The sequence below is a fragment of the Sphingopyxis sp. GW821-FHT12C06 genome (genome assembly GCF_058807415.1).
In genome coordinates this window covers 121,570-144,970 of sequence record NZ_JBXAQR010000003.1, presented here as the reverse complement: position 1 = coordinate 144,970, position 23,401 = coordinate 121,570, and the positions used below count along the sequence as shown (strand labels likewise).

The 23,401-nt window shown below is 62.1% G+C and carries 12 protein-coding genes; 4 read left to right on the top strand and 8 right to left on the bottom strand.

Going from position 1 to position 23,401, the window contains the following annotated elements; all coding sequences use genetic code 11:
• Positions 1-169: 169 nt before the first annotated feature.
• The 8 genes from AC1RRJ_RS09810 to AC1RRJ_RS09775 form a co-directional block, all read right to left on the bottom strand.
• On the bottom strand, positions 170-943 hold the full coding sequence (locus AC1RRJ_RS09810; protein WP_493122073.1) for an alpha/beta hydrolase family protein: 774 nt from the start codon (positions 941-943) through the stop codon (positions 170-172).
• Positions 940-1,788, bottom strand: coding sequence for a phytanoyl-CoA dioxygenase family protein (locus AC1RRJ_RS09805; RefSeq protein ID WP_493122071.1), 849 nt, complete (start codon positions 1,786-1,788; stop codon positions 940-942). The genes AC1RRJ_RS09810 and AC1RRJ_RS09805 overlap by 4 nt, the downstream gene beginning before the upstream one ends.
• A gap of 367 nt (positions 1,789-2,155) precedes the next feature.
• On the bottom strand, positions 2,156-3,931 hold the full coding sequence (locus AC1RRJ_RS09800) for a DUF885 domain-containing protein (protein WP_493122069.1): 1,776 nt from the start codon (positions 3,929-3,931) through the stop codon (positions 2,156-2,158).
• A 249-nt stretch (positions 3,932-4,180) separates the two neighbouring features.
• The gene (locus AC1RRJ_RS09795; RefSeq protein WP_493122067.1) at positions 4,181-4,399 is read right to left on the bottom strand and encodes a hypothetical protein; all 219 of its coding nucleotides are present in this window, start codon (positions 4,397-4,399) and stop codon (positions 4,181-4,183) included.
• A 796-nt stretch (positions 4,400-5,195) separates the two neighbouring features.
• Entirely contained in the window at positions 5,196-6,911 is a 1,716-nt protein-coding gene (locus AC1RRJ_RS09790; protein ID WP_493122065.1) for a UvrD-helicase domain-containing protein, read from the bottom strand.
• Positions 6,908-9,037 carry an ATP-dependent nuclease gene (locus AC1RRJ_RS09785; RefSeq protein ID WP_493122063.1) on the bottom strand — a complete coding sequence of 710 codons (2,130 nt, stop codon included), beginning with the start codon at positions 9,035-9,037 and terminating at the stop codon, positions 6,908-6,910. The genes AC1RRJ_RS09790 and AC1RRJ_RS09785 overlap by 4 nt, the downstream gene beginning before the upstream one ends.
• A gap of 138 nt (positions 9,038-9,175) precedes the next feature.
• The gene (locus AC1RRJ_RS09780; RefSeq protein WP_493122061.1) at positions 9,176-11,809 is read right to left on the bottom strand and encodes an AAA family ATPase; all 2,634 of its coding nucleotides are present in this window, start codon (positions 11,807-11,809) and stop codon (positions 9,176-9,178) included.
• Positions 11,806-12,915, bottom strand: a complete 1,110-nt coding sequence (locus tag AC1RRJ_RS09775) for a metallophosphoesterase family protein (protein WP_493122059.1) — start codon at positions 12,913-12,915, stop codon at positions 11,806-11,808. The genes AC1RRJ_RS09780 and AC1RRJ_RS09775 overlap by 4 nt, the downstream gene beginning before the upstream one ends.
• A 301-nt stretch (positions 12,916-13,216) precedes the next feature.
• Here AC1RRJ_RS09775 and AC1RRJ_RS09770 point away from each other — a divergent pair, with 301 nt between their 5' ends.
• From AC1RRJ_RS09770 to AC1RRJ_RS09755, 4 genes are all read left to right on the top strand, one after another.
• Positions 13,217-14,245, top strand: a complete 1,029-nt coding sequence (locus AC1RRJ_RS09770) for a DNA/RNA non-specific endonuclease (RefSeq protein WP_493122057.1) — start codon at positions 13,217-13,219, stop codon at positions 14,243-14,245.
• A gap of 386 nt (positions 14,246-14,631) precedes the next feature.
• Positions 14,632-16,371, top strand: coding sequence for a hypothetical protein (locus AC1RRJ_RS09765; RefSeq protein WP_493122055.1), 1,740 nt, complete (start codon positions 14,632-14,634; stop codon positions 16,369-16,371).
• 167 nt (positions 16,372-16,538) lie between these two features.
• On the top strand, positions 16,539-19,241 hold the full coding sequence (locus AC1RRJ_RS09760) for a hypothetical protein (protein WP_493122053.1): 2,703 nt from the start codon (positions 16,539-16,541) through the stop codon (positions 19,239-19,241).
• A 103-nt stretch (positions 19,242-19,344) separates the two neighbouring features.
• A complete protein-coding gene (locus tag AC1RRJ_RS09755) occupies positions 19,345-23,370 on the top strand; it encodes an NACHT domain-containing protein (protein ID WP_493122051.1) in 4,026 nt (1,341 codons plus the stop codon).
• The last annotated feature ends 31 nt before the right edge of the window (positions 23,371-23,401 follow it).

Genomic DNA, 23,401 nt, shown 5'->3' with positions numbered 1-23,401 from the left:
GCCGGCCTGTGATTCCGGCCGATTTATCGTTATCTTAAGACCGCACAATTCCGACTACCGCGAGTCATAATACCATATTGTTTATCATATTATGGAGCATTTAATATGCCCAATTATTTTTGACGTCAAGCCGCTCTTCCATGGCCCATCGATTGCGATGCGTGCAGGATTAGCCGGGCAGCTGGACGTCAGGGCCGCGGCCGGCTTCGAACCATGCCAGCGCCTCGCTCCACATCCACGGGGTGAACCGGTGTGCGATTCCGGGTTGGCGCGCGATCGCCAGATGCCCCGCGCCGTCCGGATATATATTGCCCAGCATCGCGACGAACGCCTCGGCTCCTTCGGGAGGCACCTGCCGATCGTCCGCACCGCAGACAAACAGCATCGCGGGGCAATGCCGATAATGCGCGGGATTGCTCAGCGGATCGAGCCGGCGATACAATGCCCATTGCTCCTCCCCAGCCACGCCCTGTGGTTCCTGCGATCCCGGACGCAACCAGTCCGGCGTAGCCAGAACCGCCGCCACGCGCCCGATGCGGCGATCGATCCCCGCTGACGCGACCGCAATATCTCCCCCCATCGAGATCCCGCCGATGCCCACGCCCCCGGCGCAGCCGAGATGTGCGACGGCCCAGTCGATGATGGCGGGCACCTCTTCGGCCGCCTGCGCCAGAATCGGCCAGAAATGGCGGCGCAGGTCGCTGCGGACACGCAGCCTGATCTCGTCGGGCGTTTCGTCGCTTCGCGCGCCATGTTGCGGCAGATCCCAGCTCACCGCTACAAAGCCACGCGCGGCAAGTTCGAGCAGCTGCGGTGCGACATCCTCCTTCGACCAGCTGAAGGCGTGCAGCCAGAGTACCAACGGCCGCGTGCCCGCGCCTGCCGGTTCGGCCCAGAGGAGGGGAATATCCCCGAGCTGCGCGGTTTGCAGACCGGTTTTCATGGCTCCAGTGCGGCGCGGTCCTCGGCGATCCACCTGCCCCACATCTCTTCATCCGGCCTGAGGAACAGGCTGTTGGCGCGCGCTTCGATCAGGTCGTCGACACCGAAAAGCCGCATCAACCGCCGGTCGTTGCGCACACGCGCCGCTTCGACGATCCGCTGGACGGCTGGTCCCTTGTGATTGTCGCGCGTCGGCAGACCCACGCGATTATAATAGCTACTGAAGAAATAGCGCGGCTTGCCCGAGGTGTTCGGGGTGCCCGAGTGCAGCAACGAGCAATGCGTGAAAACCACGTCGCCTGCCTTCACATTCAGCACCGTTTCTTCCGGATGCGGCAGGGTGCGATGCCCATCGGATTCGATCGTCACCGCTCGCCGATGCGATCCTTCGACGACGCGCAACGGGCCATATTCGTCGGTGAGATCCTGCAGATAGCAGATCGCGTTACAGGCGATGGGGCGGACATATTGCGGCCCATCGGGCATCCAGCCCCAGCGGTCGCGATGCCAGAAGCTGACCCTGCCCTCCGCCTGCTCCTTCGGCTCGGACGGGAAGGCCATGAAGGTGAGATTGTCGAGCTGGACGAAGGGGCCCATGACCCGCTCGGCGAAATCGAGGACCGCCTGATTATTGACCGCCGGCAACATCAGGCCGGGCTCCTGCTCCAGCGCGCTGGTCACGCGCAGGCGCGGCTCGGCCGCACCCGGCGGGGTGTTGCGCCGGACCATATCGTCATACCGATCCTTCCACGCCTGCATCTGCCCCGCATCATAGGCGCCTTCAAAAATCGTATAGCCGCGCTCGCGAAATTCCACGAGACGCTGTTCCAGGGCCTTCACTGACATTCGCCACCTCTCTTGCATGGGTCGCCCGAAGCGATATTCTTTATATGATTATTATCAAGGTCAATTGGTATATAATATGATTATATTTTGCAGCAAGTCAATCCGCAGAGAACCTGCTCGGAAGTTGCAAGGCGCAGGGTGACATGCCGTCCCCGGCACCATAATCCGCCCCCTACAGGCGGCCGCGCCCCCGGTCCCGGAGAGCCATCACCCAAGCGTGCTCAAATTAATACATGCGGCGCCGCGCAAAAGTGCACGACAGCTATCGGAAAATGATCGAGGCTACGGAAACGACGAAATTCGAGCGCAAAGCAGCCCGTCGCAATCTGGTCAAAACAAGCGGCCCGGCTTCTTCGAGCCCCCTCTCCTAGCGCCCCTTCGCGGCGATGTACCTGTCGACCTGCTCCTCAAGCACACTCAGCGGCAACGCTCCCTCGCTCAGTATCGCTTCATGAAACTCGCGGATATCAAAGCGCGATCCCAGGCCGCGTTCGGCACGCGCACGGAGTTCGGCGATCTTGAGCTGACCGACCATGTAGCTCGTCGCCTGCCCCGGCCAGTTGAAATAGCGGTCAACCTCGCGCGCGATATCGGTGTCCGACACCGAGCTGTTCGCACGAAAATAGGCAATCGCCTGCTCGCGTGTCCAGCGCTTCGAATGAATGCCCGTATCGAGTACCAAGCGGATCGCACGCCACACTTGAAGCGACAGCATTCCGAAGCGGTCGTAGGGACCTTTATAGACTCCCATCTCGCCCGCCAGCCGTTCGGAATAGAGTCCCCACCCCTCGACATAGGCGCCATAACCGCCGAACTTGCGGAACTTCGGTATGCCCGCCAATTCCTGCTGACGTGCGATCTGGAAATGATGGCCTGGGGCACCTTCATGTGCTGCAATCCCGGCAACTTGCACCTTCTGGGTCTGATTCATGTCGACCAGGTTGACATAATAGATGCCGGGCCGCGACCCGTCTGCCGAGGGCTGATTGTAGAAGGCCGTTGACGCGGTCGCTTCGCGCCATTTCTCGACCGCGCGCACCTCCAGCGTGGCCTTGGGCAGAACACTGAAATAGCGCGGCGCGGCGGCCATCGCTGCCGCGATCACCGCGCGTGCATCCTTCAGATACTCTTCGCGGCCCGCCTCGGTGTTGGGATATTTGAACTGAGGATCAGTGCGGATATGGTCGAAAAACTGCTCGAGCGTTCCGTCGAAACCGACCTCGTGCTTGACCGCTTCCATTTCCTGGCGGATCGCCGCAACCTGCTTCAACCCGAGGTCGTGGATTTGGTCGGCCGTGAGATCGGTGCTTGTCGAGCTTTTCAGCCGGTCCGCATAATAAGCGTCGCCACCCGGCAAGCTCCAGACGCCGAGATTCCCTTTGGACTGGGGCTCGACCTCGTCGATCGCCGCGATCAGCACATTGTAGCCGTTCCAAAACGGTCCCGTCAGCGCCGTGCTCGCATCGCTCAGCAGCTTCGCCTTCACCGCGGCGGGCGCATCGAGAGCCCCGATCTTCTTTCGGAAATCGGCGAGCAGCGTCGAATCCGGACCGCCGTCGAACGGCGCCCCGACAAGGACCTTCCTTGCGTCTGCGCGGGCGGGCGCGAAGTTGACCTTGTTGGGAATGATACCCGCCGCGGCCTGTTCGCGCATCGTCGCGGCGACCTCGCGCATCACGCGATTGGTATCGCGCAGGCGGGCGATATAAGCCTCGGCATCGGCGACCGTATCGATCTTCTGAGTGTTGATCAGCAGAACCGGAATGTCACCTGCGGGGCTGCCGTTGGTTGTCACCTGGAAACGCAGTTTGCGGAAGGCGAAGGACTCGCGGCGGCGCTCGACGTCATATTCGAACAAACGGAAGCTCACCCGCGCACTGTCGCTCAACTGCTCGGGCCGAAAGCGCGCGCGCATTTCCTTGAGCTGCCGCTCGGCCATATTCTGCTCCTGCACCGCGCCTGCGTCCGTATAGTCGTCGAGGCGGTCGTAGTTCGTCTTGTACCCGAGCTGGGTTTGCGTCTCGGGCTGCAAGTTCGCCCGTTCGTCAAAGGCCTGATCCAGGAACTGGAGCAATGCAGCGTCCAGGGCATTTTCCGGTGCCGCCTGAGCCATCGCGGGCGCACAGACTGAAGCGAGTGGCATTACGGACGTCAGCAGCAAAGCAAGGGCGAGGCGCATGTAATTCTCCTATCGAATGCCCGCTTGTTGCCTACCGCCCCGAGCGACGCAATCGTTCGTCCGTCTTTTCCTGACAATGTCGTCAAACACGCGACGGAGTCTGATAGAAGCGCAAAGCAGCCAATCGCATCCTAGCCCAACGCGGAACACTTGCTTCCCAACACAAAACGGGGAAGCAAACAGATAATTGCAGCCTACTTATCGCCTCCCACGCTAGCGCAGCATGGCGACCCGGCTCGCTGTCAGCGGCACGAGAATCAGCAGGCCCGCGACAATCCGGAATGCGGTCGGCAAGCCCACGGCTTTGCCCAGAAAACCGGTACCAGCCGGGCCGACGAAAATGCCGGCATAACCCAATGTCGTCAGCGCGCTGATGGCAAGCGCCGTCGGCATGCTGCCCTCGACCCCTGTACGCCGGAACAACGCGGGCACGATATTGGATGCCCCCAAATCTATGAGCAGGAAACCCGCCAGTGCGAGAAGGGACCGGGACCGCGAATATGATCGAAAATCCATCACAGCCACCACGCTACAGTCGTGCACCGGTTGGATCGACCTCCAGATAGAGGCTGTTGGCATCGGAAATTTTGTAGACGCGATCCCGCGGTTTTGGGGACCGGGTTTGAACATCGCCAAGAGGCACGGCTCAACTCCTTTAAAAGGGTTAGGACCGGCACCAATCACAGCGCTCGAGGCGAACGGGCCATCGAGCAATACTCACTTCGAAAAAGACGGGCCATTATGGCTTTTTTGATGGCCCGTTTCGGGGTGAGATTGTGTGAGACACCCTCGGACAATTCGGAACAAAACCCACGGAAAACTAACAGATTTCCGGGATTTTGTCGATTGCCCTGAGAAGGGTAAATGGTGCAGAAGAGGAATCGATAGTTAAGCTTATGATTTTGAAAAGAAATTTTTTTCTCTTCAACAGGTAAAGTGATGGCCCCTTCAATGGCCCGCATCAACATTTTGTGGAGTGGCTCGAGTGTTGGAAGGCTCAACAACGCTCGCGAATTCTCATAGCATATCGAACACCAACCCGCAATTAGTACGCGCAGGCATTAGCGTGCCTCGTTCGCTTGCCAGATGATGCGAGGAAGGCGCTCAACGCCCTTGGCGCCCGGTAGGAACCTTCGCGGCGCGCTGCACGGGTCTCGCTGCGCGAAGCATTGAATGCCGCGCCCCTAACTAGACCAGCGGCCGTATCGGCGTGAACGATGCATATTTTCTACAAGGTAAGGCCAACGACATTCTCAGGTCCAAATAGTTTTTCGGCTGTCCCCAACGCCGTTGTAGACATGGTTTGCGTTGCGATCACGGCCAGCCGCACCTTCGGCCGCGATACCGAAACATAGAAGAGATTGCGCGCCCGGTAGTAGCCCTTCTCATTCTTGGATGTCAGGGCACCGGTACTCAGAAGCTCGAGCAGCTGCGGCCAATTATAGTGGTTCCATCCGCCGCCGAGAACGACGATGACGTTCTCGAATTCGGCACCCTTGACGCTATGCTGAGTCGCAAAGGGCGTCTGCCCGTCGATGTATTCGGCAAGCCGGGTGAGTTCCCGATAAGGTGCTTCGCGAACCAGCTTATGCTGCTCCAGGCTTCGGGGGAGCTCCGTCTCTTCATCGGCATTCGCCAATTCCTGCTCCCGTTTCACGATCCGGTCGGGAAGCTGCGGACGCCGGGTCTGCTTGAGAAGATCGATCACATCACCGATACTGCCCTTGTCACGCGCGTCGAGCAGCGAAGCCATATCGGCGGCCCAGCTGGCCTTGTCTTCATGGCTGCGTAGCTCCGGCCGGTTGCCGAGTACGCGAAACATATCGCCGAAACGCTTCTCCGAAAAGGCGAGGGCCATCGGCTCGACCATCTCGACGAGAAAGGCAATGAGGGGGTCCTCCTTTTTCGCAAAGGAGTCATTGTACCGATAGGACGCCGCGATGGTCGGATAACCGCGTTCCGCGGCAATCGCATTGTGCGTGAGCATCAGAATCTTCGTCTTTTGCGGCAAAAGATCCCATCCATCATCCGTCAGCCTCGCCATAAGCTTCGCCATGAAATCGCGGCTGATCTCCGGCGGCGTATCATTCTTTGAGGATGAACTGCTGGTCCTTGCACCTTGATAGGAATTGGCGTGGAAGAAGCGCGCCTCGCCGACGGCTTCCGGGTCCTTGACCGCCTGCTTCAATTCGGGGCGCAGGGCATTCAGGACATTGACGACAGCGGGAACCGAGCGAAAATTCGACCCCTTGTCGATGGGGTCTAGCGACGGATAGCTCACCAGCTGATAGTCGCTGCGGTAGATGGTCTGCCAATGATCGCCGAAGAAGCCGATCTGGGGTCCGGTTCCGGTCGCGAGAAAATGTTCCGCCAGCGCCGACATGAAATGCGGATCGGTGTCCTGATATTCGTCGACAAAGATGACCGGATAGGTGGCAGCGAACAGCGCCCGATATTTGGGATTGTCCAGCAGGCGGGCCATGAAGCGCGGCACATCGTCATGATGCAGGCTGATCCGCTGCTCGTCGATCGCGAAGAAACCGAGCTGATATTGGACGATCTGATCCTTGACTCCGCCAGCCTCCTCGATCTTGTCCTGCCGGTCATCGAGCTCGGCGACGAGCGCGCGCAGTTCCTTCTGGAACCGCGACATGAAGCCCCAGCTAAAGGCGTGAATGGTCTCGACGAGGATTGCGGGGTGCTGCTCGATCTCCCGCGCGATTTCCTCGCGCGCCACCTCTGTATAGGTAATGCAGGAGACCTTCTGGCCCGCGCGCTGCAAATCGCGCCCACGCTCCGTGATCAGCTTCTTGAGCGCGAGGATCAGCGAAAAGGTTTTACCCGCGCCGGCTCCGGCCTCTAGGCGAAAATTGCGCCCTCCATCGAGGCAAGCATCCACACGCGCCTGCGCCTCCTGCGCGGCAACGATAGCCGGATTGGTCACAGGTCGTACTGCGGCCCGGCATCGTCGCCGGCTGCATCGCTATCGTTCGAACCCGGGGTTCCGATTTCGATTGCCGTACCCTCCGTACCGTCGAGAGGGATGGCGGGCGGCTCTTCGGGCGGCGGGGGCGGCTCGGAGAGCCAGGTCAAGCCTTCCCTGATATATCTGGGAACCGCCCAACCCTGTTCCTGGATCGCAAAACGCAGCGCCGTTTCGGACTTGCTGAGGTCCTGCGCCATCTCCCAGGCGATCATTCCATGGTCGCCCTCCGCGGGCAGTTCGAACCGTTCCGGATTGGCGAGGATGAGCGCATCCTCATAGCTTCGCGCGCACCATGGCGAGTCATTCTCGGGAATCTGATAGGCAAGGCGCCGATATCGCTTCAGCTTGTCGTCAGGCGTCTTGGCGCCGAGCGCTTCGATACTGATTTGCGTCCCCTTTCCAACGGCGAACCAGTGACGGATCCCCGCGTTGGAACTATGCTCGCCGATTGCGCACGGGCATTTCACCGCGCGAGGCTTCTCCTTGCTCTTGTCAATCCGTACCGCATCGATGTCGGTGATGATGAGGCTCTTGAGTTCGAGAAAGTCGAGCAGCGGATAGAAGATATGGGCATAGGCCCCGCCAACCTCGATGGTTGTGATATATTGCCGAGCGAGCCGGTTCTCAGGCTCGAGCTCCTCATCGACAATCTTGAGGATACGCGGCATCAGGATGCGTTCGGTGGTGCCTTCAACCAGAATGGCCTTGTCGGCAAAATATAGGTCGCACTGGGTCAGCGTCATATATTGGTGAAGGAAGTCGCGATCTTCCGGCGGAATAGCTGTGCTGCCCTTGCGGAAATCCTTGATCTTGGTGTGCCGGCTCCCTGCCGCGTCGGGCGGCGAACTCAGGAAATAGCGAACAGCTTCAAACGAGGCCGCATTCGCGACATGCGGCGAGTGGGTCGAGATGATGAATTGAACCTGCCAAGCAGGTTCGCCGGCATATTTGGCGGAGAGCGCTGCGACAGCAGCGTTCAACTGGGCGACCAGAACCTCCTGCATCTGGGGATGAAGATGCGCCTCGGGCTCTTCGATGAAGACGAGGTGCGTACCCGGTCGCACCGCGCGCGCACGATACGCTTTGTGAAAGGTCTCGAGCTGCAAAAGCATATAGATGAGGTTGCGTGTGCCGAGACCATTATATCCCTCAGGGAGATGCACGCCATGCTGGCCCGTGTAAAAAATCTTGGTGTGGTCTGAGAGCAGCGTTTCGACGTTGAGCGACGTTTCAGGCCGCAGCTCGGCATCGTTAAGGCCCGGAAACCCGAACACACTGAGTGCCGGAAGCAAGTCCTTGACCATGGTATCGAAGTCGTGCTGGATCGTCTGCTCGATCTGGCTGACCGATGCCTTGAGCGCCGTGGCGAGCGCCTGATCGGCCTCCCCTGCGGTAAGGGAGTTCGCCGTCTGGAACAATGTGCCGAGTAACCGTCCGATGACCGCCGTGTCGCTGGGCTTGTTGCCATCGAGGGTACGCTGCGCGCGCACGAAACCGCATTGCACCAGCGTGGAGAGGGCAGCGGCGCTGTCGAGCGTACGGATATTCGACGGGTCGGTGGGATCGATGGCGGTGACGCTGACGCGATAGGCCCGCGGTAAGGTGTCGCGGAGCTGGCGATAGAAATGCGCGACGCCATCGCCGCCCTCCTCGACCTCCGGGATGTCGAACAAGGTGGCCAGCGATCCGGAGAAGGCGGCATATTCGATACGCGCAATTGCTGTCGAACAGTCAGGATCGAGATCGATCACGAAAGGCGCCAGCGGTCCGAGCTCACCGGCAGCGGGGTCATAGCTGAAGGTGAGCGTCACGGCGATCGTCGGCAGCAGCGCCAAGACCTCTTCCGGGCTGCTGCCGCTATCGCGCTCGGCTTTGGCAGCAAGGAATTTGCCGCGCGTACCGGCGGAAAAATCCTCGAGCCGAAACCTGGGACCCTGTTCGCCCGCGAGGCGGTCGAATATCTCGGTCAGCGAGGTCTTGCCGCTGTTGTTCCGGCCGACAATGACCGTGGCGGTGGGCTCGAGCAAAAGCTCGATATCCCCGAGCAGCCGAAATCCCTCGACCCGAATTTTTTCAACACGCATGGCGAACGATCTCGACGCAAAAATAAGGAGCAACATCGCCCCGGCGAGGGGATAGGAAAGCGTGCGAACAAAGCAAACGCCAAAGCCAATAAATTTTACGTCCGTAGTGGTTATATCGTGCGCGCCGCCACTAGCTAATCAAGTCGCAACGCCCAATATGATCCTATTTCCGGCCACATGCCGGAAGGCGCGATCGCGGCAAGTGAGAAGAATGACCTGCATGCGGGTCGCTGCGTCGCTCAGGATCTCGATCATCGTCTCGAGCCGGCCATCATCGGAATAGACGAGAGGGTCGTCGAGGATCAGCGACACCGGCCGTCCTTGCTCGAGGAGCATGTCGGCGAAGGCGATGCGAGTCAGCACGGCGAGTTGCTCCTGCGTTCCGCGCGACAGATCGGCGCAACTTTCGTCGATGCCGGCGCGGGTCACGCGCTCAAGCGCCAGATCTTCCGAGAATATCAGCTCGCAATCGGGCAAGAGCTGCGCGATGTAGCGCTTCGCTCGTTTCGCGACCGGACCGACGAACTTTGCCGAGGTCTCGCTGCGCGCCGCCTCTAACGTGTCGCGAAGAAGCTTGAGCGTATCGGCTTCCTCGGTGACGCGTTGCAGCGCCTCGCGCGCAGCCTCCAGTTCGTCCTGCGCCGCCGCCGCGCGGTCGGCGAGACCAAGACCGCCTTCGCTCTCGATCGTGCCTTCGAGACGGGCGACATCGGTTTCGAGCCTGGTCCGGGTTTCGACGGCGGTTCGCGCCCGCGCGTCGATGATCTCGACCTTCCGATTGATCGCGGCGACATCATGCGCGGACGCGTCGCGTTTTGCCTCTTCGAGCTTCACGGCCGCCGCGGCAGCATCCTCGCGTGCCTGGACAAGATCCTCTTCAAGCGAGACCCATTCGGGGCGGGCCTTGATCGCCTTAATCAGGTCCGCCGCATTCGCAAGGTCGCTCGCCGCGCCAGCTTCGGCGGCAGCAAGCGGTCCATCCTCTTCTTCGGCACGCTGCAGCGCCTCGATTGCGCTGTCCTGCGCGCCCTCGGCGCGGGCCAGCGCAGTATCGGCCGTATCGAGCGCTTTCTTCAGCGCGGCGATATCGGGAAGCGCACTCTCGGCGTTCGGGATACCATCCTCGAGCGCCGCGACGAACAGCTTCAACGGCTCGGCGCCTGCCGCAAGTCCGATGATCTCGTCGGCGGGCGTCACCGCGCCGATGCGCGCCTCGAGCGTGCGGAGCTCGGCCGCCGCGTCGCGCGCCACTTCATTGCGGGCTCGCGCTGCAGCAAGATCGGCGACCCCCAGTTCCTCCAAGGCGGCATGTCGCTTGCGCAGCGCTGAAGCCAAGGTTTCCTCGGCGCTTGCCGCGGCCGACGGCGGGCTCACTATCAGCTCGACTTGGCCGATCCTGATATGCGCCGCGCGCGCGAGGGTGAGCTCACCCGCCGGCATCGGTTCGCCATCGATGGTGACGCCCTCGGTCGTGCCCGAAAGGGTAAGCCGTGTCGCGCCCGCACTCATGATCGCCTGCGCCTCGGCAACGGCGCGCTCGTTGACCTCGAGCTCGGCGACATCTTCGGCAGCGATCGCCGTGGCAGCGACCGCTTTCGCCTCTCCATATTGCCCTTCGAGCGCCAGAAGTTCCTCATGACGGCGCCGGGCGGCTTCGGTCGCCGCCTGCCTACGGTGATGCAGCAGCCGCTCCTCGCCCGCCGCCAGCGCCGTGCGAGCTTCCTGTCGGGCGGTCCGCGCCGTGTCGAGTTCGGTTCGGACCGACGCGACCTTGCTCTTTGCGGCCGCAAGTGCTTCGGTCACGCTGGCGCGCGCCTCACGTGTAGCGGCGAGCGCGGCAGTCGCCTTCTCATGGGCCGTAGCGGCGGTCTCGTAGCGCTCTTTCAGATCCTCAAGCGTCTGCAGTTTGCCGGCTGCTACCGCCTGTTCGGCCTTCCGCGTCTCGAGGATCTGGGCCGCAGCGCGTGCTACCCCCAACGAGCTCAACAGATCCGACCGCACCTGCGCATCGCTATCGTCCGCGATCTCGCGCTCGACGATCTTGAGCCGGCCACGCACCGCGTCCAGATCGGCGAAGCTGCGTTCAAGGGCGGCGAACCGCTCGCTTGCTTCGCGCGCGGCTGTCTCGGCCGCTTCGGCGCGATCGCGCGCCTCATTCTGGCGCCCGCGCTTCTGGCCGGTCGGGGACCAATGGAGATCGAACTGCGCGTCGATGCGTTGGCGGACGCGGCGATAAGCGTCGCCGCCCATGATCGCCCCGACCTCCGCTTCGAGCGTGGACGCGATCGTGTCGCGGACGATCTGGCCGGGCCCGGATACCGAGAGGGCCTCGGTCTGGCCGACCCACAGTAATCCGAGTGCGCCATAGGTGGAAACGTCGCCGCCGCGGCTTGTGTCGCGCACTGATCCGAGCAGCCCGTTGAGCCGGGCTTCGGCGTCGTCACCCTGGGCCCGGCCTTGCGGACCGGTGATTTCGAGTGAGGCGCTTCGCAGGAAGCGCTTATTGATCGACCAGGAGGCACCATCGACATCGAACCCGACTTTGATCTCGGGGCCGACCGCTTCGCCATAGGGTGCGAAGGATTGGGCAAGCTGGTTGCGCGTATTGTGGCGAACGAAGAAAGCGGCGCGCAGGGCTTCGAGCAGCGTCGACTTGCCGGCCTCATTGGGCTCGATAACGATATTGAGCCCTGCGGCGAGACCCTCGATTGCGAAGGGCTCGCGAAATTTGCGAAAGCCGTCGACCGCGATTTGCCGGATGATGAGGCTCATGCCCGCTCGTCCCGGCCATATTCGACGAACAGCCGCTCAAGGGCGCGCTTAGCCATCAGACCATCGGGCCCGCCTTGCTCGATTCGTGCGTCGAGCTTGGCGGCGGCCGCCCCCAGCATGCCTTCCACCGCGAGCTCGGCCAGATCCTCCGCGCTCGGACGCCCGGCAAGATCATCGGCGCGGACCGCGAGATATCGCAACTGGTGACGCAGGTCATTCTCGAGCCGCCCGAGCATCGCAATCCTGTCGCTAAGACCGGTGATACCGGCAAGCCTCAGCTGCAGCAGCGTATTGGGTGCATCGATCGCAGCGAGCAGCTGGTCACACTCGGCATCGAAGGCCGCGCGATCATTTACCATCCAGTCGCGCATCAGCCACTGGAAGCGGCCAGTCCGGATCGGCGTGACCATCGGCTCGCGGCCCGAATCGACATCGACTACGAGGGCCTGTCCAGGATCGTCACGCTGGAATCGATCGGTCTCCGGCGTGCCAGAGTACCAAGTATGCGCGTCGATCCTCAGCGTCCCATGCCAATCGCCGAGCGCCAAATAGTCAAGATTTGAACGCCGCGCGCGATCGGGCGCAAGCTGGTTCTTGGTCTCTCCCCGCGATCCGAAATCGCGGATCGACCCATGGGCGAGCCCGATCCGCAGCTTGGCGCCCGGCGTCTCCATCATGTCGAAGAGCTCGGTCGGATCTTCAAGGTTGTGACGATGGAGGAGCGGCGCGGGCAGCAGCCAGACACCGGGTTCGATTTCGACCGGCTCCGGCTCCGAGAGAATGGCAATCCCTTCGCCAAGCCGCGGACGGATGCGATCCCACACGCCACCGCTCCGCGCAAAATCATGATTGCCTGGCAGCAACCACCAGCGGCACGCGTGCCGCGACATGCGCGAAATCGCCTGCACGATTGTCCGATCTTCGGGCCCCTCAGTATCGAATATGTCTCCGGCGACGACAATATGCTGCGCGCTTTGTTCGGCCGCCAAGCGGCCGAGTGTATCGATCGCATCGAAACGCGCCTCGGTGAGCGCGGCGCGAACATCGGGTTCGAAGCGGCCATAGGGTTTGCCGAGCTGCCAATCGGCCGAGTGAATGATCTTCATTGCGCCGTTATAGCGGTGCCCGTAGGCGAGGGAATAGGCTGCGGCCTACCCGCCGCTCAGTCTCACGGCGGCTTCACGGCAAACAAAAAGGCGCGGCCACGCGCTCCGGACGGGTCCCGCCAACCATGGCGTCGCCGGCAGTGGAACCATTATGGATGCGATTTGCTACGCGTCGATGCCTTGCTGCGTTACGCGATACACCGAATGTGGTACACGCGAGATGCCTACGCTCGTACCAATCAGTCTGTCGTGATCGATATTGGCAGCATCCATTTTCCGAGTATGGCATTGGGGGGGGTCCATGCGTGGAATAGTGGCTGCGATTCTGCTCGCGGGCTTATCTAGCCCTGCCTTTGCTCAAAGCTTCCCGTGCAGCGGTGCGTCAGTTTCGCCCTATCCGGCGCTTGTTACGACCGACCATGATCATGCCCGTGTTGAACCTAAGGCCGATGGGCTAACAAAGAAATTCACCGCTTTCGTCTCGACGTTCGACACCGCGGACGATGACGACGGCGACGGCAAGGCCGATCTGCGGCTCAACCCAGAATATGTGGCCTACGAACTGCGAGGCGTCGGCCCCGATCCAGAGGGTGACTATGCCGAACCCCGGGTATCGATTGAGAGGCCCGGGCGCTGGTATGCTTCTCCAGAACTGGGACCGCTCGTCGACGCGATACCGGACGTCTCGACCCGCCGGCTCGACGACAGCTACCGCGGAGCGGGCGAAATCTGGAATCGCGGTCATTTCGCAATGAGCGATCACGCGCAGAGAATCAGCCCACAGGCGAGTTGTAACACCCATGTCTTCTGGAACGCCTCGCCACAGGCGAACGATCTCAACCAGGGTCCTTGGCAGCATCTCGAAAATTACTCAGCGGCCGCGTCGAACAAATATCGCAGCCTCTGGGTTGTTGCCGGCCCAATTTTCGATCCTGCCACGCCTCGGCTGACGATCGGCGACGCGGGCGAGCTTCCGGTCGAAATTCCCGATGCCTTCTTCAAGATACTGATCCACGAAAGCCCGTCGGGGATCGATACACTAGCCTTCATATTCGAGCAGCCCAACGCACTCGACAGCAATGGCGTCCCGGTGCCAACGGCAAACTGGGTCAATTGTAAGAAGGCGAGCGATATGGGCCATGTCTTTGATCATCGTCCGCAGCTTGTCAGCATTGCGGACATAGAAGAGCGCACCGGCCTGCGTTTCTTCCCGACAAGGGCCGACCGCAAGGGCCTGGTCGAGGCACGTGCAACGGGGCTCTGGCGGGTTGAGGAGAGATATTGGGACCCGGGCCTAGCGGTATGCGCACGTCAGCGCAGCCACCCTTGAACCCGGGATCGCGGGAGGGGGCATCGACCATGGCGAAGAATATCGTGATCCTGCTCGACGGAACCTCGAATGAGATCAGCTCGGACCGGACCAGCATTTTCGGCTCTACGGCGTGCTCTTCTAAGACGCGAAACAGCTAGTCTATTATGATCCAGGCGTCGGCACGATTGGATCCGCCGCCTCGCGAGTACATAAGGACTTGATTGGAATATGGGGCGCCTATCGTTTCCTCGTTGAGAATTATGGCGATGGGTACCGAACCGATGCGCTAGCCGCACTCGCATAAATTATTCCGTGACAAGTGAAACAGCCGCGGTGCGCGGATTTACCAGCCCGCGTTTAACAGCCATCTCGCTTTTTTTCGAACTTCGGGTTATCGTCGAAGGGTGACAACTGTTCAGGCGTTTCTCGCGATCGATATGGATAGTTTTTCAATTTATGCGCGCCGCAATAGCGTCAAGCGAGCGTGGCTAACGCGCTTCTATGGGGAAGCGCCTCCCGATGGCTGTAGCGACCAGGACTGGAATAAAATCCTGCAATGTGCGGTCCTTGCTCAGTGGCTCGAACGCGAAAAGGTCTACGGCAATAGGTTGATGATCGCCTCCATCAAGGACTTGATGACAAAATTGAATTTTGCAGAGAGACGGGAGACCAGAGCGTTCGCCATAGCCGACGCAAGGCTCATTCAGGGCAGCGCATCGATGATGAAGGCACTATCGCGCCTCGAACGCTTTCTGGAAAAACGCCGCGCGCTGAATCAAATGATCGACGCGGCGTCGCGCGCACGGACGCCTCTGCGCGGCACTCTGGCCCGGCATCTGGTAGGATCACGCGACACGCTTGGTCATGCGCGTTATCAGTTTCCCGTCGGCCAGGGTGGGTTTCACGCCGGAGGCCTGACCTGTCTGCCGAGCCAAGCCCAGTCTTCTTGGTGCGGGGATGACGCGGACCGCATCGCGAATGCTGAATTTCTTTATGTTTATGATTGCGGGAGCGAACCGCGCAGGCATGTCGATCGAGAGATTGCCGAGCTGATCAACGCTCGCAGATCGAGGCAGCTGGATTTTCTCTTTCTGTCACATTTTGATCGTGATCACATCTGCGGCGTATCGAAGCTGCTAGATCCCGATGCCGGAATGAACGTCGACACGATCGTCCTCCCCTTTGTGGACGACGTCGAACGCATGATCGCCTTCGGCCGGGTGGCCGACGCCTATCCAGCTGGCCATCACGGAGGTTTCTTCCGCGACCTTATAATCGACCCTGTCTCGTCGCTCGAGCGTTTTGGCCCGCGGCGGATCATATTCATCGATACGAACGGTGAGGAAGGCCCGGGCGATGGCGGCGAGATTTTTCCGGTCGAGCCGACAGGTGGAGACGGCGACAGGTTCAGCTGGAAGATCCGGGGTGCGCGCTCGGCCGATAGCGGTGCCCGCGGATGGCGCCCCACCGACAGCGGAATTGCGGAAGTCATGATCGATGGCGAGTTTGTAGTGGCTGCCTTGTCGTCGGGACTTGGCTGGAGGCTGAAGCCTTATGTCAGGAAAGCCGACAGGCGCGCCGTGGAAGATTTCAGTCTTTGCGCAGAGCTTCTCCTCGACTGGCCCGCGAACAGCTTTCGCCAGCGCATGAAAAATATCGCCATACGAAAACGGGTCGTTTTTCGTCACAAGAATGTGCTGGCGCGAGCTTACCGCCATGCATTCAGGGACAAAAACCTCACCTCTCTCTGCCTCTATTCCGGCCCGGTTGACCCTGAGAATACTGGCGCGATTTCAGTCGCGCCCGAACTGCCGCCGGCGCCAGAGACGAAGATTGGATGGCTGGGAACCGGCGATGCGCACCTGAAGGACGATGCCTCGATCTATGCGTTCGAGCGTCATTTTCGCAGACAACTCCCCCATATCTCGACATTTGTCCTTCCGCACCATGGGTCGATCCACAACAGCGCGCCGGATCATCTCGTCAGCGAGGCGGAAAACTGGGTGGTATCGGCAGATCCGATCCACCGAAAATGGAAGCATCCCGATCCGGAGCTCGTAAAAGCAGCGAAGGCAAAGGGCACGCTGCGGCACGTCAGGAACAGCGTGGGAACGGGATTTTCGGAATATATGCTCGTGTTCTGAAATACCGCTCCGCGAGTAACGATCACAGCGGACCATCTTTCGCATGCTATGCTCGCCCAAATACAATATGGTTCGAGAGTTATACTGGCTCGACAAGGGGGAGTCGCCATGGACGCCTGCTATCCCGATCGCTCGCGGATCGATCTTCGTTCGAAGAGGGGCAAGCGTTGAGCAAGGCGCCGTCCGCGCCGGCCCCCAAGCCTGTTCGCGCTCGCAAGCCCGCCGCAAAAACCGCCAAGGCGGACGGTGCGGCGGCAGCAGCAGTTCCTGCAGCTGCGCCCGCTGCTGTTCCGCCAGCTGCCCCCGCCGCCGTTCCCGCAGCACCTCCCCCATCTGCTGCGTCCGGGGTCTCGCCCGATGCGACCGATTTCGGCACGATCACTAGCGACGAAGTGATCCGGATCAACGCGCGCCGGAAAAAATATGACATTCCGCTCCATGAACCTCTCGCCGACGAGGCGCAGTCGAGCCACCCCCGCGTGGGCCTCGCCCTCTCGGGCGGCGGGATCCGGAGCGCCACCTTCAGCCTGGGCTTACTCCAGGCGCTGAGCCGGCATGGCTGCATCCCGAGGATCGACTATCTGTCGACGGTTTCGGGAGGGGGTTATGTCGGTTCCTTCTTCGGCGCGCTCTTCATCCCACCCGAGAAACGCGGCGGCGCGGCGATGGACGCCGCGACGCGCAAGGCGTTTCTCGCCGACCCGCTCAGCTCGCCGCACGGACTGGCCGCGGTTCGCCAGCTCAGGGAATCGGGACGCTATCTGACGCCCGGCGGCACCAGCGACGCCTTCTTCGGGGCGGCGATCGTGCTGCGCAACTGGGCCGCGGTGCAGTTCGTCATCGGATCGGTCGCGTTCCTGCTTTTCTGGTTTCTCTTGCTCGCTGACGCGAACGAGATCTTTGAATGGCTCGTCGGCTCAGGGGCCGGAAAATTCAGTGCGACCTTGCTCGCGGTGAGCTTTGCAACCCTCGTCTTCACCCTTTCCGCCGCTATCGGCTACTGGCTCACCAAAAGAGATTGGATCCAGGGTAATCGCCTGTGGCGAACGCTCGCTAATGGCTTCTTCTGGGCAGTCCTCATCCTGTCGGCGGCCGCGATCGGGGCTGGCCTGTCGACAAGGATCGAGCTCTGGTGGCTCGGACCGGTCCAGGGTTCCGGCAGCCGCGGAAGTCTCGTCGCCGGGATCATCGGCCTCGGCGCAATCGCGCTCTATGTGATCGCCGAGGGCTGGCGCGGCGCGGTAGACGGCAATCTCAAGGACCCGAGCGCGCTGGTCGCCGCCGAAGACCGCGTTCGCGCGCTGCTCAGCCGGCTCATGAGCAACGGCCTCTTCCTATTCATCCTGATGGCCGCGCTGCTCCTCGTCGATGCCTTGGGATCGCAGCTTGCCGAGACCTATCAGAAGATCGTCGATCTACAGGCGGATAACGCGATATCCTCGCAAGGCTTTTGGGGTCCCATTTTCGATACGGCCAAGAGCTATTGGGCTATAATCACGGCGATCGCGACGCCGCTGCTGACCATCGCCGGCCATTTCGCACTGAAACGCGAAGGCGAGGCGGGATCGGCGAACCTCAAGCTGTCGCGCCCGACGCGGATCATGATCTGGGGCTTTGCCGTCGTCGGTCTCTGGCTCGCGCTCTGGAGCGCGGTTGCGCATCTTGTCGGATATTATCTCGACACATTTGCTTCGCGGACGATCATGACGATTTGCGCGGTCTTGCTCGTTGCCATCCTCTCGATCTGCTACTCGTTCATCAACCTGTCCTCGCTTGCCACCTTCTACGCAGCGCGACTGCAGCGCGCCTATATCGGCGCGTCGACGCCAGATCGGCCGCATGGGAGCGACGTCGACCTGCCCGGCGACCGGGTCGCATTGAAGACCTATAATGCGAAGGAGAATATCGCCCCCCTCCATCTAATCAATGTGACGATCGCTCAGACTCAGGAGGCCAATTCGAACATCGTGGCGCGCGACCGCAAGGGCAAGCCGATGCATGTGTCGCCTGCCGGCATCGTCTATGAAGGCGACGCGCCCGGTGACACCGACTGTTTCAAGCGCGAGCGCGGCGAGGAGATGCTGGTGGGCAGCTGGATTGCCGTGTCGGGCGCCGCAGCATCTAGCGCGGTGGGGGCCCAAACAACGCTTGGCCTCTCGATCCTCGCGACGATGACCAATGTGCGGCTCGGCTATTGGTGGAACCGGTCCTCGCATCGCAGAGAGCCCGGCGCTTTTTCGCTCGCGAACAGCGTCCAATCCTACCTTCTCAATGAACTGCGCGGCCGGTTCGTCGGCACCAAGGCGCAGCGCTGGTATCTGACCGATGGCGGCCATTTCGAGAATAGCGCGGCCTATGCGCTTCTTCAGCGCGAAATTCCCTATATCATCATCAGCGACAATGGCGCCGACCCCGAATACCGGTTCGACGACCTCGTCCGCCTGATCAATCGGGCCCAGAATGACCTTGGCGTGCGCATCTCGCTTTTTGCCGAAAATGAGCTCAATCAGGAACTCGGCCATTCACCAGCCCTGCGTGAGTGCTTTGGGACCTTCGACCAGCTTGCGCAAAAGCCTGTTCGGGGCACCACGCCTGCACCTTTTGCACTGCTCGCGCGCGTCCAATATAGGGCAGGCGTAGGGCGCCTCCTGATCGTCAAGCCGCGGCTGAGTTTCGCCGAACCGCCGGAGGTCCTAGCCTACCAGGTACGCGAGGAAGGACGAGATTTTCCGCAACAGACGACGGGCGACCAATTTTTCGACGAGGATCAGTGGGAAGCCTATCGGCGGCTTGGCGAGCTCGCCGGCGACCGCCTGTTTGGTGCCCAATCGCCGAGGCAAAACTGGTCACCCGCTCGGGACGTTCGGTAAGCACAAGCCGCCACTCGCCCTTACTCCCCAATGTCATCCAGTCCCGATCCACATAACATGACGGGAAGGCGACATTTGATGGCAACGCCGCTATTCGGCGGCAATGGCCAATGACGACACAGCGACGGAAACAGCCCCGCCAAAGGATGTAAGCGGCGGCAGCCGGGCCGCGGGCGGCCTCGGATTCCAGGCCGATGTGACGGCCTATATGCTTGCTCATCTCCTGACCGGCGAAAGCCTCGGGGGACTGAGCCGCTTTCTCGACGCCGCGCCGGTCGAGGTGACGGCCGAAAGCGGCGGTCCCGGCGACGATATCCGGCTCGAACTTGCCGACGGCCGGGTCATCGAAGCGCAGGTGAAGCGCGGCCTCCGACGTGGCGCCGAGCTTTGGAAAGCGCTGGACGCGCTCGCCGCCGGCATCGACGGCCGCGATATCGATTTCGGTTTACTATTGACCTGCCCGCAGGCCAGCGGGCCGGTGCTGCGCGACCTGGCCCGCGATATCGAACGGCTCGGCGACGGACTTTCCGACGCGCTGAGCGCGATCGGCCGCCAGTGGAAGGACCGGCTCGATAGTGCTGGCATTCCCATCACAGCCTGCGCCCGTATCCGCGTCGCCGCGCTCGCGGTCACTGACACGCAAGGCGGGGATATCCGCGTCGCACAAGGCCTTCTTAGAAGCGTCATTGCCGATCCCGGCGACGCCGCCCGAGCCTGGGCTGGTCTTGCCGAGGACGGCTATCGCCTCATCGAATATCGCGGGCGGCGCACGCTCGAAACCACGCTCTACGCCCTCACCTGCCGCGGCATCGCGATGCGGTCGCTCGACGGCGCCGGTCGCGGCGCTCCGCTCCTAGCCCGCCTGCTCACATGGACGGTCGCGGTCAATTCGACCTATTCGGTTATCGGCATCCCGGCGCCGCTGTCGGTGATGACGAACTGGATCCCGCTTTCTGCGCGCATCCTCGGCGATACCGATAGTACGCCGGCTGATTTCAACGAAGCGCTGCGGCGATATCGCGGCCAGCTCGACGAGACGGCCGACCGGCGCGCCGATCTCGTGCATGGAGAAACCCTCGGCCGCTTCAAGACACGCTGCGTGGTCCTCGCCGGGCCGGGCATGGGCAAAACCACCTTGCTCACCAAATTGGCGCGGACCTATGCCGCGGATGGCTATCCCGTCCTCAAGGCACGCCTCCGTATCCTCGCCGAGCGTATGAACAGCCTCAGCGAAACGTTTGAAGAGGCGCTGTTCGTCTCGGGCCTCGACAAGAGCGGCGTCACGCCGGCCGCGGCGCGCGCAGCCGGCTTTTCGAACTGGGTCATCCTGCTCGATGGTCTCGACGAATGCGGAGACCGGCGCGGCGCGATGGCGCGCCACATCGCGGACTTCACCGCCGCACACCCCCGCTACCGGGTGATCGTGACCAGCCGGTCGATCAGCTATGAGACAGGCGCGCTCGCCGCCTCGCAGCATTATGCGCTATCGAAACTCCCGGACAGCAATCTCAAAACTTCGGTCCGCACGCTGATCGGCCCGACCGATCCGGAAGCCCCACCGGGCACGCCGACCGTCGAGGACATTGCCGCAATCCTCGAGGCGAGCCCTGCTTCGGCGACGATTGGGAGCAATCCGCTCCTGCTCGGGCTCGCGACCGCGCTCGCCTATACGCAAGGGACGATCGGAAAGAGCGAGATCGATCTCTACAAGCGCATCTTTGTCCTGATCGAGGCCTCGGCGAGCGAACGCGCCCACAAGGGCAGCCTCAGCGACGCTGAGCTCACCCGAACGATCGACGTCATCGGCCATTCGCTGATCGCTAATCCTGAACAGTCGGAGGAGGCCGCCCTTGACGGGGTAACGGCGATCCTCGCCGAGGAGCTCGACATGAAACCGCTCGCGGCGCGCCGGAATTGCGAGCTGGCAGTCCATTATTGGCGCGAGACGGGCCTTCTTGAGCGTATCCATCACCAAGGTGCGCAAATGCTCGCCTTTGTCCACAAGACGCTCGGGGAGTTCGCCGCAGCTCGCTTCATCCGCGGCGCGCCCGCGGCGGACCGGCGCGCGCTGCTTGCGCGCGCGGTCGAACTACAGGCGGATCCCGCAATCGAGTTCGCCGCGGCGCTCGGCTGCGGCGCCGATGCCTTTGCTGTGCTCTTCGGCGACCTGAACCCGCTCCCCGTGGAGATCGTCGTGCGCGGACTGTCGCTCGCCGCCTATGCGAGCACGTCCGATCTTGACGATATTCTAGGCCCGCTCGTCATGCGGGCCTTTGAGCTGCTGGCAAGCGAGAACGACGACTGGGCCGAGCGTATCGCCGACGAGCTGCGAGCGCTGGCGCCCTTTTACGGCCAGCAGCTCGCGGCGGTCGCCGCGCACCATCTCGCCGCGCCTGCGAACAACGCGCGCCTCGCTGCCTGGGCGATCATGATCGATGCATGTCCGGGCACGGTCGACACCGCCGCACTTCTCGCCGCGGTGGTCGATGTCGCGGCGCAGCGCGATGAACCTCGAAAGCGCAAGCAAAGCGGGATGGGCCTCCGCCATATCGACCTGCCGCCGGCTTCGGCGCTGCGCCAAGGCTTCGCGCTCGCCGCCGCCAGCTTGCTCCTCGACGTGCACGACGCACGAACCGACGAGGCCCTGATCACCCTGTTCCAGCATCCGAGGCTCAATTCGATGGGCTTCGTTACGCCTTTGCAGGAATTGCTCGAGGAAAAAAGGCGCGCCGATATCATGCAGCAGATGCGTTCCCATTGGTATGGCAGCGCCGACCGCATGAAATTTCCGGCCATCGACTTTGAGGGTTATGACAAGGCAGCGGCGACCAGCGAGATCACACAGCTGACGGCACTCGCCGGCGAGGCGGCACCCGACCCGCGGCTGGTCGCCGAGACGGCCATTCTCCCTCATTTGAGCGCCTTCATGGCGATGACCGAATGGTTCAAGACGCCCGCCAACGATGTCTGGCAATGGGTTGACGAGAATTGGCGGCCCTATGAATATCAGCTCCTGCGCGCCGCCGCGCGCGCCGGCATCGTCGATCCCGACCGGCTCGCGACCGAGGCCGCCTCGATGCTCGCGGTGCGCGAAGAGGCCAAGAAACATCATCTGTTCGCCCTGTTCGAGCGAACCGCGACCGTCGACATTCCGGAAGCCGACTGGTCGAAGGTGCCGGCGCATCTCGTCGATCGCGCCGCATTCGAGTTGATGCTCCATCATGGCGCCGAATATCTGGTGCGGCTTGCCGCGAACATTCTCGATGCCGGCATCGATCAGGAGGAGCGGCGCGGCATCGTCGAACGCACACTCGAAAAAGGCAGCGGCGATACGCTCTGGGCTGCAATCTTCCTCGCCGAGAAATTGCCCGCCGAACAGGCCATCGCCCCTGTCCTGACCCGCCTCACGGTCGATCCGGGCTATGGTGCGGAATATCTCCCCGCCATCTTCGGCACGCATCCCGTGGAAGCCGGGCCCGCACTCACCGCGGCGATGCGGGCCGCGCTTTGGGCCAAGAGGTCCGAAGTCGCCCGCGCAGCGGCGGTCGGCCTACATGCGCTCAGCAAAGCGCCTGCGGACATCCGGCAAATGCTGTTCGACGCGCTGGACCATTGGACCGCCAATCCCCCGGCCGAGCGCAAGGTTGGACAGGCCCCCGACCCCCGGAACGAGATCGCGAACGCAATCGCCGCGATCGGACATCCGGACGATGCCGAACTCATCGCTCTCCAGCGCTACGCCGGCCGGGGAATTGGCCCCGGCACCATCAAGCCGGCATCGGAGACGCGCTGGCGCGAGCGGCCGTCATTCCGCAGCGCCGTCCTCGAAGCCGCCGGCCGCGGCACGCTCGCACCGGACGCCCTGGCCTCCTTCGTCGCGCAACCGGTAACGCTCGACGCCGCCGAGCGCGACGTCGCCCTACGCCTCGCGCGCGAGGGGCCGGCCGATCTGCGTCAGACCCTCGCCGGCCTGTTCGACTGGCCGGGCTTTCTCAACGCCGACAGTGCTCCAACGCTCGCGATCATGGCACGCGATCCCGAACTCGATTTACCCGATCTCGCCACCATGCTAGCCCGCTTCGAAAGCGGGGAACTCCCGCTAGGCGACGATCCCGATGCCGCGTCATAAGGCTCAGCTCGTGCCAGCGCTTGAGATAGGC

What these genes read in the sequence shown, in the direction of transcription:
- AC1RRJ_RS09810 (WP_493122073.1), bottom strand. Translation starts at nt 943, where the DNA reads ATGAAAACCGGTCTGCAAACCGCGCAGCTCGGGGATATTCCCCTCCTC.
- AC1RRJ_RS09805 (WP_493122071.1), bottom strand. Translation starts at nt 1,788, where the DNA reads ATGTCAGTGAAGGCCCTGGAACAGCGTCTCGTGGAATTTCGCGAGCGC.
- AC1RRJ_RS09800 (WP_493122069.1), bottom strand. Translation starts at nt 3,931, where the DNA reads ATGCCACTCGCTTCAGTCTGTGCGCCCGCGATGGCTCAGGCGGCACCG.
- AC1RRJ_RS09785 (WP_493122063.1), bottom strand. Translation starts at nt 9,037, where the DNA reads ATGCGTGTTGAAAAAATTCGGGTCGAGGGATTTCGGCTGCTCGGGGAT.
- AC1RRJ_RS09780 (WP_493122061.1), bottom strand. Translation starts at nt 11,809, where the DNA reads ATGAGCCTCATCATCCGGCAAATCGCGGTCGACGGCTTTCGCAAATTT.
- AC1RRJ_RS09775 (WP_493122059.1), bottom strand. Translation starts at nt 12,915, where the DNA reads ATGAAGATCATTCACTCGGCCGATTGGCAGCTCGGCAAACCCTATGGC.
- AC1RRJ_RS09770 (WP_493122057.1), top strand. Translation starts at nt 13,217, where the DNA reads ATGCGTGGAATAGTGGCTGCGATTCTGCTCGCGGGCTTATCTAGCCCT.
- AC1RRJ_RS09755 (WP_493122051.1), top strand. Translation starts at nt 19,345, where the DNA reads ATGGCCAATGACGACACAGCGACGGAAACAGCCCCGCCAAAGGATGTA.